This is a genomic window from Gilliamella sp. wkB292 (assembly GCF_001690235.1).
Lineage (GTDB): Bacteria > Pseudomonadota > Gammaproteobacteria > Enterobacterales > Orbaceae > Gilliamella > Gilliamella apicola_F.
Genome location: NZ_LZGO01000052.1, coordinates 1 through 16,324, shown reverse-complemented (window position 1 = coordinate 16,324; position 16,324 = coordinate 1). Strand labels below are relative to the sequence as shown.

14 protein-coding genes, 2 rRNA genes and 1 pseudogene are annotated in these 16,324 nt (G+C 36.1%); 2 read left to right on the top strand and 15 right to left on the bottom strand.

What is annotated here, in order from left to right:
• Positions 1 to 86 precede the first annotated feature (86 nt).
• Complete coding sequence (locus A9G09_RS05995; protein WP_065633982.1) at positions 87 to 440, bottom strand: DUF1870 family protein; 354 nt, start codon at positions 438 to 440, stop codon at positions 87 to 89.
• 149 nt (positions 441 to 589) lie between these two features.
• Positions 590 to 1,420 carry a shikimate dehydrogenase gene (aroE, locus tag A9G09_RS05990; protein WP_065633981.1) on the bottom strand — a complete coding sequence of 277 codons (831 nt, stop codon included), beginning with the start codon at positions 1,418 to 1,420 and terminating at the stop codon, positions 590 to 592.
• A 382-nt stretch (positions 1,421 to 1,802) separates the two neighbouring features.
• On the opposite strand from aroE, the gene rpmB reads away from it, so the two are divergent.
• Complete coding sequence (rpmB, locus tag A9G09_RS05985; RefSeq protein ID WP_034884345.1) at positions 1,803 to 2,039, top strand: 50S ribosomal protein L28; 237 nt, start codon at positions 1,803 to 1,805, stop codon at positions 2,037 to 2,039.
• Between the two features lie 15 nt (positions 2,040 to 2,054).
• Positions 2,055 to 2,222, top strand: coding sequence for a 50S ribosomal protein L33 (gene rpmG, locus A9G09_RS05980; protein ID WP_034884348.1), 168 nt, complete (start codon positions 2,055 to 2,057; stop codon positions 2,220 to 2,222).
• Between the two features lie 276 nt (positions 2,223 to 2,498).
• Here the strand turns inward: rpmG and gltP are convergent, their stop codons facing one another.
• The 13 genes and pseudogenes from gltP to A9G09_RS13010 all read right to left on the bottom strand — a co-directional run.
• Positions 2,499 to 3,809, bottom strand: coding sequence for a glutamate/aspartate:proton symporter GltP (gltP, locus tag A9G09_RS05975; protein ID WP_065634049.1), 1,311 nt, complete (start codon positions 3,807 to 3,809; stop codon positions 2,499 to 2,501).
• 91 nt (positions 3,810 to 3,900) lie between these two features.
• Positions 3,901 to 6,600 carry a DNA topoisomerase (ATP-hydrolyzing) subunit A gene (gyrA, locus tag A9G09_RS05970; RefSeq protein ID WP_065633980.1) on the bottom strand — a complete coding sequence of 900 codons (2,700 nt, stop codon included), beginning with the start codon at positions 6,598 to 6,600 and terminating at the stop codon, positions 3,901 to 3,903.
• Positions 6,601 to 6,697: 97 nt separating this feature from the next.
• Positions 6,698 to 7,276, bottom strand: coding sequence for an SIS domain-containing protein (locus tag A9G09_RS05965; RefSeq protein ID WP_065633979.1), 579 nt, complete (start codon positions 7,274 to 7,276; stop codon positions 6,698 to 6,700).
• Positions 7,277 to 7,292: 16 nt separating this feature from the next.
• Positions 7,293 to 7,664 (bottom strand): YraN family protein, encoded by a 372-nt coding sequence (locus tag A9G09_RS05960; RefSeq protein ID WP_065633978.1) that lies wholly within the window; start codon positions 7,662 to 7,664, stop codon positions 7,293 to 7,295.
• A complete protein-coding gene (locus A9G09_RS05955) occupies positions 7,630 to 9,465 on the bottom strand; it encodes a penicillin-binding protein activator (protein WP_065633977.1) in 1,836 nt (611 codons plus the stop codon). Before A9G09_RS05955 ends, A9G09_RS05960 begins: the two co-directional genes overlap by 35 nt.
• A 49-nt stretch (positions 9,466 to 9,514) precedes the next feature.
• A complete protein-coding gene (gene rlmM, locus A9G09_RS05950) occupies positions 9,515 to 10,597 on the bottom strand; it encodes a 23S rRNA (cytidine(2498)-2'-O)-methyltransferase RlmM (protein WP_065634048.1) in 1,083 nt (360 codons plus the stop codon).
• A 46-nt stretch (positions 10,598 to 10,643) separates the two neighbouring features.
• Positions 10,644 to 11,594 carry an LpxL/LpxP family Kdo(2)-lipid IV(A) lauroyl/palmitoleoyl acyltransferase gene (gene lpxL, locus A9G09_RS05945; RefSeq protein WP_065633976.1) on the bottom strand — a complete coding sequence of 317 codons (951 nt, stop codon included), beginning with the start codon at positions 11,592 to 11,594 and terminating at the stop codon, positions 10,644 to 10,646.
• 235 nt (positions 11,595 to 11,829) lie between these two features.
• A complete protein-coding gene (thyA, locus tag A9G09_RS05940; protein ID WP_065633975.1) occupies positions 11,830 to 12,624 on the bottom strand; it encodes a thymidylate synthase in 795 nt (264 codons plus the stop codon).
• On the bottom strand, positions 12,621 to 13,490 hold the full coding sequence (lgt, locus tag A9G09_RS05935; RefSeq protein WP_065633974.1) for a prolipoprotein diacylglyceryl transferase: 870 nt from the start codon (positions 13,488 to 13,490) through the stop codon (positions 12,621 to 12,623). Before lgt ends, thyA begins: the two co-directional genes overlap by 4 nt.
• Positions 13,487 to 14,059, bottom strand: a complete 573-nt coding sequence (rppH, locus tag A9G09_RS05930; protein ID WP_065633973.1) for an RNA pyrophosphohydrolase — start codon at positions 14,057 to 14,059, stop codon at positions 13,487 to 13,489. The genes lgt and rppH overlap by 4 nt, the downstream gene beginning before the upstream one ends.
• A gap of 294 nt (positions 14,060 to 14,353) precedes the next feature.
• Positions 14,354 to 14,731: pseudogene (locus A9G09_RS05925) on the bottom strand (pseudouridine synthase); the annotation flags it as partial.
• A 159-nt stretch (positions 14,732 to 14,890) separates the two neighbouring features.
• A 5S ribosomal RNA gene (rrf, locus tag A9G09_RS05920) occupies positions 14,891 to 15,006 on the bottom strand.
• 152 nt (positions 15,007 to 15,158) lie between these two features.
• A 23S ribosomal RNA gene (locus tag A9G09_RS13010) occupies positions 15,159 to 16,324 on the bottom strand; the annotation flags it as partial.

The window sequence follows — 16,324 nt, the reverse complement described above, 5'->3', positions numbered from 1 at the left end:
TATGTTTTTAATAAAACTGTCAACGAATGTAAAATAATATTTACATCAAAACGATGTTAAATCATTCATATTACAAAAAATAGCCGCTAGCACAGTTTTTCTAGACCACGGAAATAAAGTTCAGTGGCAATGGATTGATGTAATCGCCATTGAATCACATCAAGATCTGGATTCACTTTTTTAAACTCTTCATATGTCATGAAGTAACGAATAGTATTACTGCCAACCCGATCATTAATACCTTTAATAATAAGATTGATTTTATCGTGGCGAATTTTTTTTAATTCTTGCATCGCTGTTGCTACAAATTCAGGAACAGGTAACTTACCACTTTCCCAATCATGCCAAGTTTTAATGTCTGTTTTACCAATATGTTCACTAGCTTCTAGCACTTTTAACATCAAAAAACGACGATAAGCTTGCAATTCAAGATTTGTCATAAATACTCCTTGTATTCACATTGTGAAATTACAAAATTCATTAAATTTATATCCAGGCAATTAATATTGCAGAATAATAGAACAATATGATCAATGTTCTAACATACATCAAATTAACATTGATAAGATGTATGTTGTTTTTCCAATATTTATTTTGCCGCTAACGCGTCTATTACTGCCTGTTTTGCCCGTTGAGAAAGTTCTTTTCCTGTCCAAATTTTAAATTGAGCATTTGCTTGACCAATAAACATTTCACGGCCAGAAATCGATTCCCATCCTGCTTTTTCAGCTTCTTGTCTAAATTTTGTATTATATGGCGTATAAACAATGTCATAAGCTAAGCCCTTTCCTTTAAACCACGCCTGTTCATAAGGAGTTTGATCTTCAAATTTACCTTGCATACCTAATGGAGTAGAGTTAACAATGATCTGAGCTTCAACTTTGCTACGATCTTCCCAATCAACGATTTTAAGGTTGAACTCTTTAGCTAGTGCTTCGGGTAGTTCTTTAGAAATATCACTAACGGTAATATCGGTATAACCTAGATCTTGCAAACCCACTACAGCAGCGCGAGCTGCGCCTCCGGCACCTAACAATAAAACCTTTTTATAGTCGGCAGGTAATTTTTTTTGTCTTAATGGCTCCATAAAACCAACAATATCAGTATTGTCACCACAAAGCTTATCACCATCCCAATAAACTAAATTTGCTGCGCCTGCTTTTTTAACATGATCAGTAACATAATCTAAATAAGGAATAATTGTTTGTTTATGTGGAATAGTGACACATAAACCACGAATATTAAGTAATCGAACCGATTTGAATAGGTTAGGTATCTCTTCTGGAGGCGTTGGAAATGCAACCAATACAGCTGGAATATTATAATCTTGAAACGAAGTAGTATGAATTAATGGGCTCATTGTATGCCCTAACGGATAACCGATAATGCCATAGATGTCATATGGCTTAAACTGGTTCATATAATCTCCTTGAAAGTTAGAAAATTAAATCAAAAAATATAGTTTATCATTTAGTATTAAAGCATATTTATTATAAAATAAAACGATTTTTGTATTTCACTAAAGTAAAGCTAGTTATAAAATAGAAGCAAATTGATAGATACTTTTATCTTTTTATATAAATCGTTGCGCATAGTGAACTTATTTTTATTCTAAAATAAGATAATACTTGAGAATCTTTCCATAACAGCGTATACTTCGCTACCTCATTATTATGGGTGTAGTGTGAGAGGTTAGACTGCTTCTCAAATAGAACTGCAGCAAACTAAAAGCCTGACGAGGTTAATTCCATTAACATATTACGCCCAAGGCTTAAGCATAGAAATTTCGGAGAATTATTGACATGTCACGAGTATGCCAAGTAACAGGAAAAGGTCCTTTAGTGGGAAATAATCGTTCTCATGCGATGAATGCTACTAAACGTCGTTTTCTACCAAACCTTCAAACTCACCGTTTCTGGATTGAGAGTGAAAAACGTTTTGTAAAATTACGTGTATCAGCTAAAGGTATGCGTACTATCGATAAAAAGGGTATTGATGCAGTTTTAGCTGAACTTCGTGCCCGTGGTGAAAAGTACTAATAAGGAAACCATATCATGGCTAAAGGTGTACGTGAAAAAATTAGATTAGTTTCTTCTGCTGGTACCGGTCATTTTTATACCACTAGCAAAAACAAAAGAACCATGCCTGAAAAGATGGAGATCAAAAAATACGATCCTGTTGTTCGTCAGCATGTTGTTTATAAAGAAGCTAAAATTAAATAGTTTTGTATAAACGAGAAACCCAGCAAATGCTGGGTTTTTTTATATCTATCTAAAAACAGAAAGTATAATTAATACTAAGAATATATTACAACAATTAATTGTTTATCTTATATCAGAAAACAACCGTGCTCTATATCCTTTATTAATAGTATTATTTTTAAGCCAATTTATAATTACTACCTATCTGCTATTCATGATGAATCATCATTGGTAACTAAAATAAAAGCTTCCATTTTATAAACAGAAGCTTTTGATAGTAGTACTCTAACACCAAGATTATTTCAAATATTTTTGTTCGTAAGCTCTGGCTTTTGTATCATCAAATGCATTTTCCCAGCGTGCAATAACAATTGCCGCTAATGCATTACCAACAACATTAACAACAGTTCGACCCATATCTAAAATACGCTCGACTCCCATAATATAGCCTATACCTTCCAGTGGTATACCAACACTACCAAGTGTTGCAGATAGCACTAATATTGAAGCGCCAGGCACACCTGCAATACCTTTAGAGGCTATCATTAGAGTAATGACAATAATAATTTGATCTATAATGCTTAAATCCATACCAAATAGCTGAGCTAAGAAGATAACCGTAATACTTTGGTATAAAGTCGATCCATCTAAGTTAAATGAATAGCCGGTTGGAATAACAAAACTGGTTATCGCTTTAGGTGCACCATAAGCTTCCATTTTTTCGATGATTTTTGGCAATGCTGTTTCAGAGCTGGCCGTTGAAAATGCGATGACTAATTCTTCTTTTAAAATTCTCAGTAACTTAAAAATACTAAATTTACAGAGTTTACACACAATACCTAATACCACAATGGTAAAGACAATCATTGCAGAATATACGGTCAAAATTAGTTTGAATAGTGGTAATAAAGATTCGAATCCATATTTAGCTACCGTGACAGTAATAAGAGCAAATACTCCAATTGGTGCATAACGCATAATCATATTCGTCACTTTGAACATGGTATCAGAAACAACTTTTAAGAAGAATACAAATGGTTCGCGTTGTTTATCTGGTAAAGACATTAAGCCTAAACCAAAAAACACACAGAAGAAAATTACAGGTAAAACCGCACCATCTGTCATTGCTTTAAAAATATTAGCTGGAATCATATCTAAAATCATAACAATGAGACCATGAGGTTTTCCGCTTAACTCTTCGGCTGCTTTTGCATATTTACTGACATCAGTTGTGGCTAAAGTTGAAGAGTCAATACCTGCACCTGGAGCAAAAACATTACCCCATAAAAGACCTAATAAAATAGCAATAGTGGTAATAATCTCAAAATAGAGTATTGTTTTAAATCCTAAAGTCCCTAATCGCTTTGAACCACCAATACCTGCAATACCAAGTGTTAATGTACTTAATATAATAGGTAATACAATCATTTTAATTAAACGAATAAAGATATCACCCGCAGGTTGGAAAATATTAACGATAGAGAATTGGTAATAAGAATGTAAAGGGTGAGTTGGAACAGAAAGTTCGAACAAATAAGCCCCCATTGCTACACCCAAAATCAAGGCAATTAAAATTTGCCACGCAAGATTTGTTAAAATTTTTTTTATAAAAAATGACATCAAATACTGTTCCTTTTCCTGATTTTCTAAAATAAAAAAGGATTAGCTATACTAACTAATCCTTTTTAATAATTAAAAATTATTCTTCGGATTCCTCTAATGAATCAGTCCTTTCTTCTCCTTGGTCCGAGGGAAATTCAGACTCGTTATCGTCATCCTCTGTTTCAGCAATTCGCTGCAATCCGACAACTTTTTCATTTTCAGCTGTTCGAATAAGCATAACACCTTGCGTATTTCGACCAACAATGCTCACTTCTGATACACGCGTACGGACTAACGTTCCTGCATCAGTGATCAACATAATTTGATCGGTTTCATCAACTTGTACAGCTCCAACAACTGCTCCATTTCGCTCACTGACCTTAATAGAAATTACACCTTTAGTTGCGCGTGATTTAGTTGGATATAATTCTTGTTCAGTACGTTTACCATAACCGTTCTGAGTAGCAGTTAAAATTGCGCCATTACCTCGAGGAACAATGAGTGAGACTACTTTATCATCACCTTCTAATTTAATACCCCGAACACCGGTCGCAGTTCGTCCCATGCAACGAACTTTATTCGCTGGGAAGCGAACAACTTTACCATTAGCTGAAAATAACATAATGTCCTCTGTATTAGAGATTTGAGAGACTTCGTCATCATTATCTGTCTCATCAACAATTACATCATCATTGAGCTCTTCATCATCAACGGTATCTGATGTTTCATTACTTGTTAGATCCACACCGATAAGTTCATCATCATCACGTAGGTTAATGGCGATAATACCACCACTACGAGGACGACTAAATTCAATTAGTGAGGTTTTCTTAACTGTACCTTGTGCCGTTGCCATAAACACACAATGTTCGTCATCAAATTCTCGAACCGGTAAAATTGCAGTAATACGCTCATCCGCTTCAAGTGGTAATAGATTAATAATTGGACGACCACGAGAACCACGACTTGCTTCAGGTAATTGGTAAACTTTCATCCAATATAATCGACCACGGCTAGAGAAACAAAGGATTGTATCATGCGTATTGGCGACCAGTAATTTTTCAACAAAATCTTCTTCTTTAATTTTGGTCGCTGATTTACCTTTACCACCACGACGTTGTGCTTCATAATCAGAAAGCGGTTGATATTTCACATAGCCTTGGTGAGAAAGGGTAACAACCACGTCTTCTTGCGCAATAAGATCTTCAATATTAATATCAGCGCTACTTGCAGTAATTTCAGTTCGTCTTGCATCTTGGAATTGATCACGAACCGCTTCGAGCTCTTCACGAATGACTTCCATCAATCTTTCTGGGCTTGCTAAAATATGCAATAGCTCACCGATTTGAATAAGTAACTCTTTGTATTCATCAAGAATTTTTTCGTGTTCAAGACCTGTTAAGCGATGTAAACGTAGATCTAAGATAGCTTGTGCTTGTGCTTCAGATAAATAATAGTGACCGTCACGAATTCCAAATTCTGGTGCTAATTCTTCTGGTCGCGCAGCATCATTACCCGCTTTTTCAAGCATTGCAGCAACATTACCTAACTGCCAAGCTTGGGCCAATAATTTAGTTTTCGCTTCGCTTGGCGTTGATGCAGCACGAATTAACTCAATAACAGGATCGATATTGGCAAGTGCTATTGCTAAACCTTCTAAAACATGGGCGCGTTCACGAGCTTTACGTAGTTCATATATCGTTCGGCGCGTAACCACTTCACGGCGATGAAGCACAAATGCTTCAATCATTTCACGTAAGTTTAATAGTTTTGGTTGCCCTTTATGTAAAGCAACCATATTAATACCAAATGAGACTTGTAGCTGCGTCAAAGAGAAAAGATTATTTAATACAACTTCAGCAACGGCATCTCGTTTAACTTCGATCACAATACGCATACCATCTTTATCTGATTCATCGCGTAGTGCTGAAATACCTTCTACTTTTTTATCTTTGACTAACTCTGCTATCTTTTCTATTAACTTTTTCTTGTTAACTTGATATGGAATTTCATTAACAATAATCGTTTCACGACCTGAATGGTCATCAACTTCAATTGTTGCTTTTGAGCGGATATAAATGATGCCTCGACCAGTGCGGTAAGCATTTTCAATACCCTTACGCCCATTAATTAAAGCTGCTGTTGGAAAATCAGGCCCATGAATATGTTCCATTAAACCATCAACAGAAATGTTTTCATCTTCAATAAAAGCAAGACAGCCATTAATCACTTCAGATAAATTATGGGGTGGAATATTGGTTGCCATACCAACTGCAATTCCTGATGAACCATTAATTAATAAGTTAGGAATGCGTGTTGGTAACACGTCTGGAATCATCTCGGAGCCATCATAGTTAGGTGAAAAATCAACGGTTTCTTTATCAAGATCCGTTAATAATGCACCTGCAAATTTTTGCATACGAATTTCGGTATAACGCATTGCAGCAGCAGAGTCACCATCAACTGAACCGAAGTTTCCTTGCCCATCAACTAACATATAACGTAATGAAAATGGCTGTGCCATACGCACAATCGTATCATAAACAGCAGAATCACCATGAGGGTGATACTTACCGATGACATCCCCAACAACACGCGCTGATTTTCGATAAGGTTTATTCCAATCATATCCAGCTTCGTTCATGGCAAATAAAACCCGACGATGAACCGGTTTTAAACCGTCACGCACATCGGGTAAAGCACGCCCAACAATGACAGACATTGCATAGTCAAGATAAGAGGATTTTAATTCATCTTCAATATTAACGGGGGTTATCTCTTTGGCTAGTTCGGTCATAACACCATGTTCTCTTATTAATTTAGATCATCAAAATAGCTTATAATTATAGCATAAAAACACTATTAATGCAGAACTAAACTGTTTTTATTTCAACTTATTCACCATGAATAAACAATGTATTTTCAATTAATTGGCACAAGCAGTTTAGAATCATTGCATGCATTTCGTAAGCCATCACTTTTTTATAGGATGGAACTCTAATTTCAATATCATTTTGGCTAAGTAAACCAATCACTTCACCGCCATCAAAAGCGGTAAGTGCAACAATTTTCATATCTTTAATCACCGCCTCTTGTACCGCCCGTATAATTGATCGACTGTTACCTTGGCAAGTTGCTATAATCAAAATATCACCTTGTTGACCCAAGGCTTGAATTTGACGTGCGTAAACTTCTTCATGAGTAGCAATAGCGCTTAATAATACATTATCTGAAACCAAAGCTAAGGCAGGAATACTCGGCCTTTCTATATTAATACTAGTCATTAATCGTGAGGTAAAACTTTGAACGTTTGCAGCCGAAGAACCATTGCCACAACACATAATCTTGTTGCCATTAAGTAAACCTTGAACAATGATATTGGCTGCTTTTTCGATTGATGAACCTAAAGACTCCGCCATTACAATTTGTGTTTGAATACTTTCAGTAAAATAATTTTTAATCAAATCTTGCACGTTTTTCACCTAATAATTAAAACGCATTTATAATCCACTTTTGATTTTTGCCTGTTATGGCAAAAATATCAAACCTAAACTCGGTATCTTCAATATTCAAATTTTCAGATAACATCCAGAGTTGTGCTGCTTGTTTAATTTTCGTTTGTTTACTTAACGTTACCGTCATCGCTGCATCGCCAAAATTAGCATTTTTTCGATAACGTACCTCAACAAAAACCAGACATTGCTTATCTTGCATAATTAAATCAATTTCCCCTAAGGGATATTGACTATTTTTAGCAATTAATAAAAGCCCTTGTTTAAGTAAGTATTGGCAAGCGATATTTTCATAATGCCTGCCAATTTGTTTATTATTCGCTTGTTGTGGTAGTTTGAGTTGAACCATGAATATATTGTTGCCAAGACAAGGCTCTGGTAACTTCACACTGATTACTTGTTGATAATTTTCCTGTCATTCCATCTAAGAAATTAGGTTGATAAGAATCTAATTGATTAAAGCGGTTTGCTAATCTCCATGCATCAATACCCATCGCATATAAACGCAATAATGAATAATCTTTCTGAATATTGCTTGGTATCATTTCTTGCATATTATCAGTGCGATTAATGATCATCGGAATATCGGCATACTCCGTTTTATTCATATCGTAGTTAAAATCATTAGATGCATTGGCTACATGGCTTTTTGAACTGGTATAAATCATTATCTGAGATAAATTAGTCCCAGATTTAGCCGCTCCCATATCTAACATAGGTTTGATTAAGGTCAGTTCATCATAAGAAGAGTAAATATAAATAGCATCAAAACTAACTGATTGTTCAGGTGGTACTACCGGCTGAGTAGTTGCATCATTGATTAAAATAGGTGAACCACTCAGGCTGATTCCACTATTTTGATTCATATTTGCGCTCAATGTACTTTTATTGCCAAAATATTGCACATAAGCTTGAGAATTATTAGCAGATAATTGTGACCACTGTTTAGCAAAAGTCTGCGCGACACGTTTGCCTAAATCATTTTGTGGCACAAGCAATAAAGGTTTCACTTTACTTTGTGCATAAATATGATCGGCAGCATCTTTTGCTTCATCTTCTGGTGATAGTGCAAAAAAGCACATTTTATTCGTTGATGTTGTATTATTATCAACTTTATTGAGTGCTAAAACCGGTATGCTTGGTGCTAATTGTTTTATTTTAACGACTTCATCTTTGAGTAAAGGACCAACGATGAGTTCAACATTTTGCTCTTTTGCTTGCTGAATAAGTGTATCCATTGGCGCACTTGTTGTGTCGAGTAAAACGACATTTTGCTGTGGTTCTTGCGGGAAAAACTTTATTGCATCACTATAACCTTGCTTAATTGTATCGCCAAATATACGTGATGAACCATTTAATGGTAATAATAAGGCTACTTTTTTCGCATTAGCATCGGCGGCAGCTAAGGTCTGCTCACCAGTCAATATTGGTAGGATATTTTTAGCAGGATGATCTGGATACTGGGTTAACCAATCAGCAACAGCTTGTTTTAATGCTTGTTTTTGTTTTTGCGCTTTTTCGGCTATCACTTCTGGCGTGTCACCTTCTTGCGTAGTGGGAGCTTTACTGTTGTTTGTGTACGCATAACTTAAATTAATCCAACCTTGTAAAGTACTGTCATCTTCGTTGACAACAATTGAATTAATTTGATTTACGTTTAACTTGCTAAAGAAATTCCAAGTATTATTTAGTATCTGTTTTTTTTGATTTTCTGGCGCATATTTTTCTAATTCAGTATAGTCATGAGCTTGTGCATTAATCTCTTTATTTTTTTCATCACTACTGAGTTTAATAGTATAATAACGGTATAACTGAGCTTGAGTTAAGCCTTGAGTAGAAAATTGATTAAAATCAAATGACTTTCCTGATTTTACTGCAATTTCACCAAGTAATAATGTTCGCTCTTGTTGTTGCTTAGCATCAAGGTGAGATGATATTTGCGACAGTAATCCATCAGCTTTAGCTATTTGATTTTCTTTCACTAAAGCCTGAATAGCCATTAACTGCCAATTGGTTTTGGCGTAACCAGAACTTTTATCAGCTTGTGATAAATAATAACTAGAATTTTTATTCTGGTCATAATCAGTCATTACTTGTGGCTTATTGGCAGGACATCCAGCCAATAAGGTAAACAATGTAAGTATTAACATTGCATAAAAGGACCGTTTTAAATTCATACACCTATTCTCTTGTAATTTGTTATCCCCAAATCCGCTGTACGTGCACAGTAATTTCTTCGCGATCATGATATAACTGTTTAGCCTGAATTTGGACGTTAATTTGTTTACCATTTAATTCTTCATGAAGTAGCAACAAGTTTTGTGTTACTTCTTCATATCGCTTTTTCATTGGTAATTTAAGGTTAAAAATGGTTTCTCTACACCAACCATTAATAAGCCATTTGGCAATTAATTGTGTCACTTTAGTTGGTTTTTCAACCATATCACAGACCAACCAATAAATATTATGCTTTTTTGGCACAAATTTAAAGCCATCTTCACGATAATGTTTTACTTGTCCGGTTTCCATCAATTTTTTATCCATTGGACCATTATCAATGGCATAAACCATCATATTTCGTTTAACGAGTTGATAAGTCCAACCGCCTGGACAAGCGCCTAAATCGACCGCATTTAAACCACCTCTTAATCGTTCATCCCATTCTTCATATGGAATAAAAATATGGAAAGCTTCTTCCAATTTTAAGGTTGAACGGCTAGGCGCATCGCTTGGAAATTTTAGCCGAGGTATTCCCATATAAAATGGCGAATTATTTTGACTTAACGAATAGCCAATATAGCAACTCTGACTATTAATAAAGAATAGATGAATGACGGGCCTTGATGGATTTTCCACTTTCAATAAGATACGTTTATGTCTTAAAGCTTGACGAAGAGGAACAGTAAATTTACGACAAAATCCTATCAGTTCTTTTCCTTCATTAGTATCTGCTACTTCTACCCGTAAATCGCCGGCTTTCTCTATCAAGCCAGATAATGAATCTATGATAGGAGAAATGCGGTCATGGTTAGGTAAATCAGTTAATAAATCACCGGCTGCAAACATTTGCCTCGCAAAAATTAATGTCCGAAAAGATAACGTTTTAATTAAGCATTGAGCATCGCCATCTTGGTAGCATTCAAAAATAACATAACCACTATTTTCCTTTACTTTAGCAAAACCAAATACTTCTTTTTGTGATGCTTTATCAGTGATTTCAGCCGCACACTCTTTTTCGAATCCTTGGCGACAATACAAAATAATTTTATTTAGTTTTTGCATATTGTAATTTTTACTCTTCTTCTCAACACGATTTAATGAGCGGATATTAATCAGATTGAACACTATCTGTATACAAAGGTGCTTCACCTTTAGGGCGCGTTTTAAAACGTCTATGTAACCACATATATTGTTCCGGCGCTTTTAAGATTTCGTGCTCAATGGCTTTATTCATAAACGTGGCAGCAAGTACATCATCATCGATTGGATAACCTTTAAGCACAGGCGTTACATCAACAATATAATGACCTTTTTTTTCACGTTTAGGTGTAAACGGTATAATCGCAGGTTGTCCCAACTTAACGAGAATTCGAGTTCCGATTGTGGTTGCTGCTTTTTCAACAGAAAATAATGGTGCAAATACACTATTTTTAGGGCCATAATCATGGTCTGGCGCGTACCAAAGTAATTCACCATTTTTTAATGCCCGAATCATACCTTTGGTATTGTAACGATCTAACATATATTTGTTTGATTTTAGTCGACCTTTAAGCTGCACATAGTCCATTACCAGATTATCATTAGGTCGATAAACACCAACACCGGGGTGACTCATACCTAAAATTCGAGCACCTAATTCGAGTGTTAAGAAATGAATTCCAATTAATAAAACACCTTGTCCTGATTGTTGTACCTTTGTAATATAATCATCACCCACTATAGAAGAATGCTTAGCTAAACGTTTATCGGACCAAAACCAAGCCATACCCGTTTCAAAAATAGCTAATCCAGTCGAAATAAAATTATCACGTAACAGCGCGTCGCGTTCTTGTTGTGATTTGTCGGGAAAACAAAGTTTAAGATTTTGTTTTGCAGTTTCTTTTCGCTTCCCAATTAACTTCATTGAAAGTAAACCTAATGATTTACCTAGTTGATAAATTATTGGATAGGGTAACAATACCAATAGATATAAAAAACCAATTCCTAACCACGTTAACCAGTAACGAGGATGTAATAAGTGCTTAGTAAAAACGGGACGAATTTCCTGATTTTGACTCATATTAAGATCAATTAATGATTTAAACAAAGTTAACTATTATATACCAATCTTGGTTCAATATGCAGGAAAATAACATTCCGATTTACAAAATCGGTTATTGTTACATGATGCGTTCAATAATAAAAAGAGAGATTTAAAAAAATATTGGGATTAATTTGATTAATCCCAATAATACTATTGTTAACTTATGTATGAGTAAAAAAATATATTAAACGTATTTTTTCATCATAATACTTTACACTGCGACTGGTGCCTTGATGGCAGGATAAGGATCATAATCAACAATCTCAAAATCCTCAAATTCGTAATCAAAAATTGTTGGCGGTTTACGTTTTATCAATAATTTTGGTAATGATCTTGGCTCTCGACTTAATTGCAGCTTAGTTTGATCCATATGATTTGAGTAGAGATGGGTATCCCCCCCTGTCCAAACAAAATCACCAACCTCCAAATCACACTGCTGAGCAATCATATGTATTAAGAGTGAATAACTTGCAATGTTAAACGGTAATCCCAAAAATACATCACATGAGCGTTGATAGAGTTGACAAGAAAGTTTACCTTGCGCAACGTAAAATTGAAAAAATGCATGACATGGTGCTAATGCCATTTGATCAAGTTCACCGACATTCCATGCAGAAACTATCATACGCCTTGAATCAGGATCATTTTTAATCTGTTCAATTAATTGAGTAATTTGATCTATTTGACGACCATCGGCAGCTCCCCAAGCCCGCCATTGTTTACCATATACTGGGCCTAAATCACCATTTTCATCCGCCCATTCATCCCAAATAGTCACTTTATTATCCTGTAAATAACGGATATTAGTATCCCCTTTCAAAAACCAAAGTAGTTCATGAATAATAGAACGTAAGTGACATTTTTTTGTTGTGACTAATGGAAAGCCATCTTGTAAATTAAATCGCATCTGATGACCAAAGATCGATAATGTACCCGTCCCAGTTCGATCAGATTTAGGTGTGCCCTCTGCTAAAATTTTTTGCATCAGCGCTAAATATTGTTTCATCGTTTAATCGCCTTACGGTTAAATCTATATGCATATAACAGAATCAAAATACCTCCAATAATCATTGGTAGGCATAAAATTTGTCCCATACTTATCATATTTAAGAATAAGCCTATTTGTTCGTCCGGTTGTCTAAAAAACTCTATGACAAATCGGAATAAACCATAGCAAAGTAAAAATAGACCAGATACAGCACCAACAGGTCTATGTTTACGGATAAATAAATTCAAAATAATAAATAGTACTATTCCTTCAAACAACATTTCATAAAGCTGCGAAGGATGCCTTGGTAAAATACCATTAAGCTGAGAATAAAGAGAGAACCATTCAGGATGAGATTGTACATACATAAAATCAGCATGAGACGAGGTTGGAAATAGCATTCCAATATGTGATTGGGTTACGCGTCCCCACAATTCACCATTAATAAAATTACCAAAACGTCCAAACATTAACCCAATAGGAACTAAAGGTGCCACAAAATCAGCTACTCGCATAAAGGTTTTGTGTGTTATTTTAGCAAAAATGGCAATGACACAAATCGCACCTATTAAACCGCCATGGAATGACATACCGCCTTCCCAAACTTTGAACAAAATAACGGGATCTTTAACAAAAGCATCAAAGTTATAAAACAAAATATAACCAAGTCGACCACCGATAAAGAGTCCTAAAAAACCCCAAAATAATAAATTTTCGACCTGTTGTGTAGTCCATTGGCTATTTGGCTGTTTGGCACGACGCTTAGCTAAATAAAGCGCGCCCAATACACCAAATAAGTACATTGCACCATACCAATGTAGCGAAATAGGACCAATTGAAAAAGCAATTGGATCAAAATTAGGAAATTGTAAGTATTGATTCATTTTTTTATACGCTGTTTATTTTTTCGTTTATGAGCAAAGAAATTAAATCGTTTCTTTTTAGAAACATTAACTGTTGGCACTTCTATCTCTGACTGTATAGTAAAAACTGGCAAAGAAAATTCTTTCATTGCTTTTCGATAGACATCACGTTTAAAGGCAATAACTTGACGAATAGGATACCAATAACTCACCCATTTCCAATCATCAAATTCTGGAGTCGAAGACGTATTAAGATTAATTACTGATGTATCAGAAATCAATTCTAATAAAAACCATTTCTGCTTCTGCCCTATGCATACAGGTTGATTTTCCCAACGAATCATTCGTTTTGGTAATTTATAACGCAACCAACCATTAGTTACAGACAAAATTTTCACATCTTTGGGTAATAATCCTACCTCTTCGTTTAATTCACGAAACATTGCCTGCTCAGGCGTTTCGTTTAGTTTAATTCCGCCCTGAGGAAACTGCCAAGAATTTTGTCCATAACGACGAGCCCAAAGAACTTGACCATACCTGTTACAAATAACTATTCCTACATTTGGACGGTAGCCATCATTATCGATCACTGACTACCTCAAAAAATTATTTTTCTATATCTAAATTGTTTCATACATACAGAAATAAATAAATAGGAAAATGAATTTATCAAGCAAATATACTTTTAATCAGCTATTTTTTAGATAATTTAACTATTGTAACAATGTTTATTATAGCAAATTGAATTTATATGGCTAAACTAGCAAGAAAGCCGCATAAGCTATAAATAATCTATAATCCACTACTGAGTAAAATAAGAAATTGCATTTTCTATTGTTGTGATCTAAATAATACAATGGTTACTAATGTTGAACCAACTTAGATATAGCTTTACGTTCTCGAATAGGCGGAACGCGTTGCCATAGATTAGTCGGTGCTTCCAGCTTTGTCGCTATAGCTGGGGCTGTATAGAACTCTTTTAACTGAACACCTTGAGCGAGTTTGTCTATAGCTTGTTGACTTATTACCCCTTCAACTTGTACCCAATAAGTTTTTGGTAATTTAAATTTTGGCGAGCTGATTTTTGACTGCAATTTACCATCATTGGTCAGTAATAATAATCCTTCACTGTCAGTATCCAGCCGACCTGCGGGATAAAATTTGGGTAATGAAATAAAATCTTTTAATGTTTGATATTTTTCATGGGGAGAAAATTGCGTAATTACATTATACGGTTTGTTAAAAGCAATTAATGAGCGCATTTTATTCCTATCCATTTAACTATTAACTATGTTCAATAACAATATTTTTAATAATATAGTAAATCATTATCGATTTTCTAGCATTGTTAGTCATAATTATTCAGCCATAAAAAGCAAAAAAGCCCAGCATCTCTGCTGGGCTCTCGCACTAATTTAAAAGTCTGGCGGCACCCTACTCTCACATGGGTAATACCCACACTACCATCGGCACTACGGCGTTTCACTTCTGAGTTCGGCATGGGGTCAGGTGGGACCACCGCGCTATTACCGCCAGACATATCCTGTCTTCTCTTTATCTCAATTGACAAACATTATCACATATCTTCATCAATCGCTCAATCCGGAACAAACTGTTTTATCAATCTTTAACCATCTTTCGATGACTTCTTACTCTCAACTTCGCGTATCCAAAACAACTCCGAGTTGTAAGGTTAAGACTCTCGGTTCATTAGTATCAGTTAGCTCAATGTATCACTACACTTACACACCTGACCTATCTACGTCTTAGTCTCAAACGGACCTTACTGATTCTCATCAGGGAAAACTCATCTCGAGGCTAGTTTCGTGCTTAGATGCTTTCAGCACTTATCTATTCCGCACGTAGCTACCGGGCAATGCAATTGGCATCACAACCCGAACACCAGCGGTGCGTTCACTTCGGTCCTCTCGTACTAGAAGCAAACCCTCTCAATTTTCCTACGCCCATGGCAGATAGGGACCGAACTGTCTCACGACGTTCTAAACCCAGCTCGCGTACCACTTTAAACGGCGAACAGCCGTACCCTTGGGACCTACTTCAGCCCCAGGATGTGATGAGCCGACATCGAGGTGCCAAACACCGCCGTCGATATGAACTCTTGGGCGGTATCAGCCTGTTATCCCCGGAGTACCTTTTATCCGTTGAGCGATGGCCCTTCCATTCAGAACCACCGGATCACTATGACCTACTTTCGTACCTGCTCGAGCCGTCACTCTCGCAGTCAAGCTAGCTTTTGCCATTGCACTAACCTCCTGATGTCCGACCAGGATTAGCTAACCTTCGTGCTCCTCCGTTACTCTTTGGGAGGAGACCGCCCCAGTCAAACTACCCACCAGACAGTGTCCCTTACCTCGATTCAGAAGTATAGGTTAGAACATCAAACATTAAAGGGTGGTATTTCAAGGTCGACTCCACACACACTGGCGTGCATGCTTCTTAGTCTCCCACCTATCCTACACATTAAGGCTCAATGTTCACTGTCAAGCTATAGTAAAGGTTCACGGGGTCTTTCCGTCTTGCCACGGGTACACCGCATCTTCACGGCAATTTCAATTTCACTGAGTCTCGGGTGGAGACAGCCTGGCCATCATTACGCCATTCGTGCAGGTCGGAACTTACCCGACAAGGAATTTCGCTACCTTAGGACCGTTATAGTTACGGCCGCCGTTTACTGGGGCTTCGATCAAGAGCTTCTGCTTACGCATAACCCCATCAATTAACCTTCCAGCACCGGGCAGGCGTCACACCGTATACGTCCACTTTCGTGTTTGCACAGTGCTGTGTTTTTATTAAACAGTTGCAGCCAGCTGGTATCTTCGACTGATTTCACCTAC

Excerpts from the sequence above, each read along its gene's own strand:
- A9G09_RS05995 (WP_065633982.1), bottom strand. The coding sequence starts at position 440 with ATGACAAATCTTGAATTGCAAGCTTATCGTCGTTTTTTGATGTTAAAA.
- aroE (WP_065633981.1), bottom strand. The coding sequence starts at position 1,420 with ATGAACCAGTTTAAGCCATATGACATCTATGGCATTATCGGTTATCCG.
- rpmB (WP_034884345.1), top strand. The coding sequence starts at position 1,803 with ATGTCACGAGTATGCCAAGTAACAGGAAAAGGTCCTTTAGTGGGAAAT.
- rpmG (WP_034884348.1), top strand. The coding sequence starts at position 2,055 with ATGGCTAAAGGTGTACGTGAAAAAATTAGATTAGTTTCTTCTGCTGGT.
- gyrA (WP_065633980.1), bottom strand. The coding sequence starts at position 6,600 with ATGACCGAACTAGCCAAAGAGATAACCCCCGTTAATATTGAAGATGAA.
- A9G09_RS05960 (WP_065633978.1), bottom strand. The coding sequence starts at position 7,664 with ATGGTTCAACTCAAACTACCACAACAAGCGAATAATAAACAAATTGGC.
- A9G09_RS05955 (WP_065633977.1), bottom strand. The coding sequence starts at position 9,465 with ATGTTAATACTTACATTGTTTACCTTATTGGCTGGATGTCCTGCCAAT.
- rlmM (WP_065634048.1), bottom strand. The coding sequence starts at position 10,597 with ATGCAAAAACTAAATAAAATTATTTTGTATTGTCGCCAAGGATTCGAA.
- lpxL (WP_065633976.1), bottom strand. The coding sequence starts at position 11,594 with ATGAGTCAAAATCAGGAAATTCGTCCCGTTTTTACTAAGCACTTATTA.
- thyA (WP_065633975.1), bottom strand. The coding sequence starts at position 12,624 with ATGAAACAATATTTAGCGCTGATGCAAAAAATTTTAGCAGAGGGCACA.
- lgt (WP_065633974.1), bottom strand. The coding sequence starts at position 13,490 with ATGAATCAATACTTACAATTTCCTAATTTTGATCCAATTGCTTTTTCA.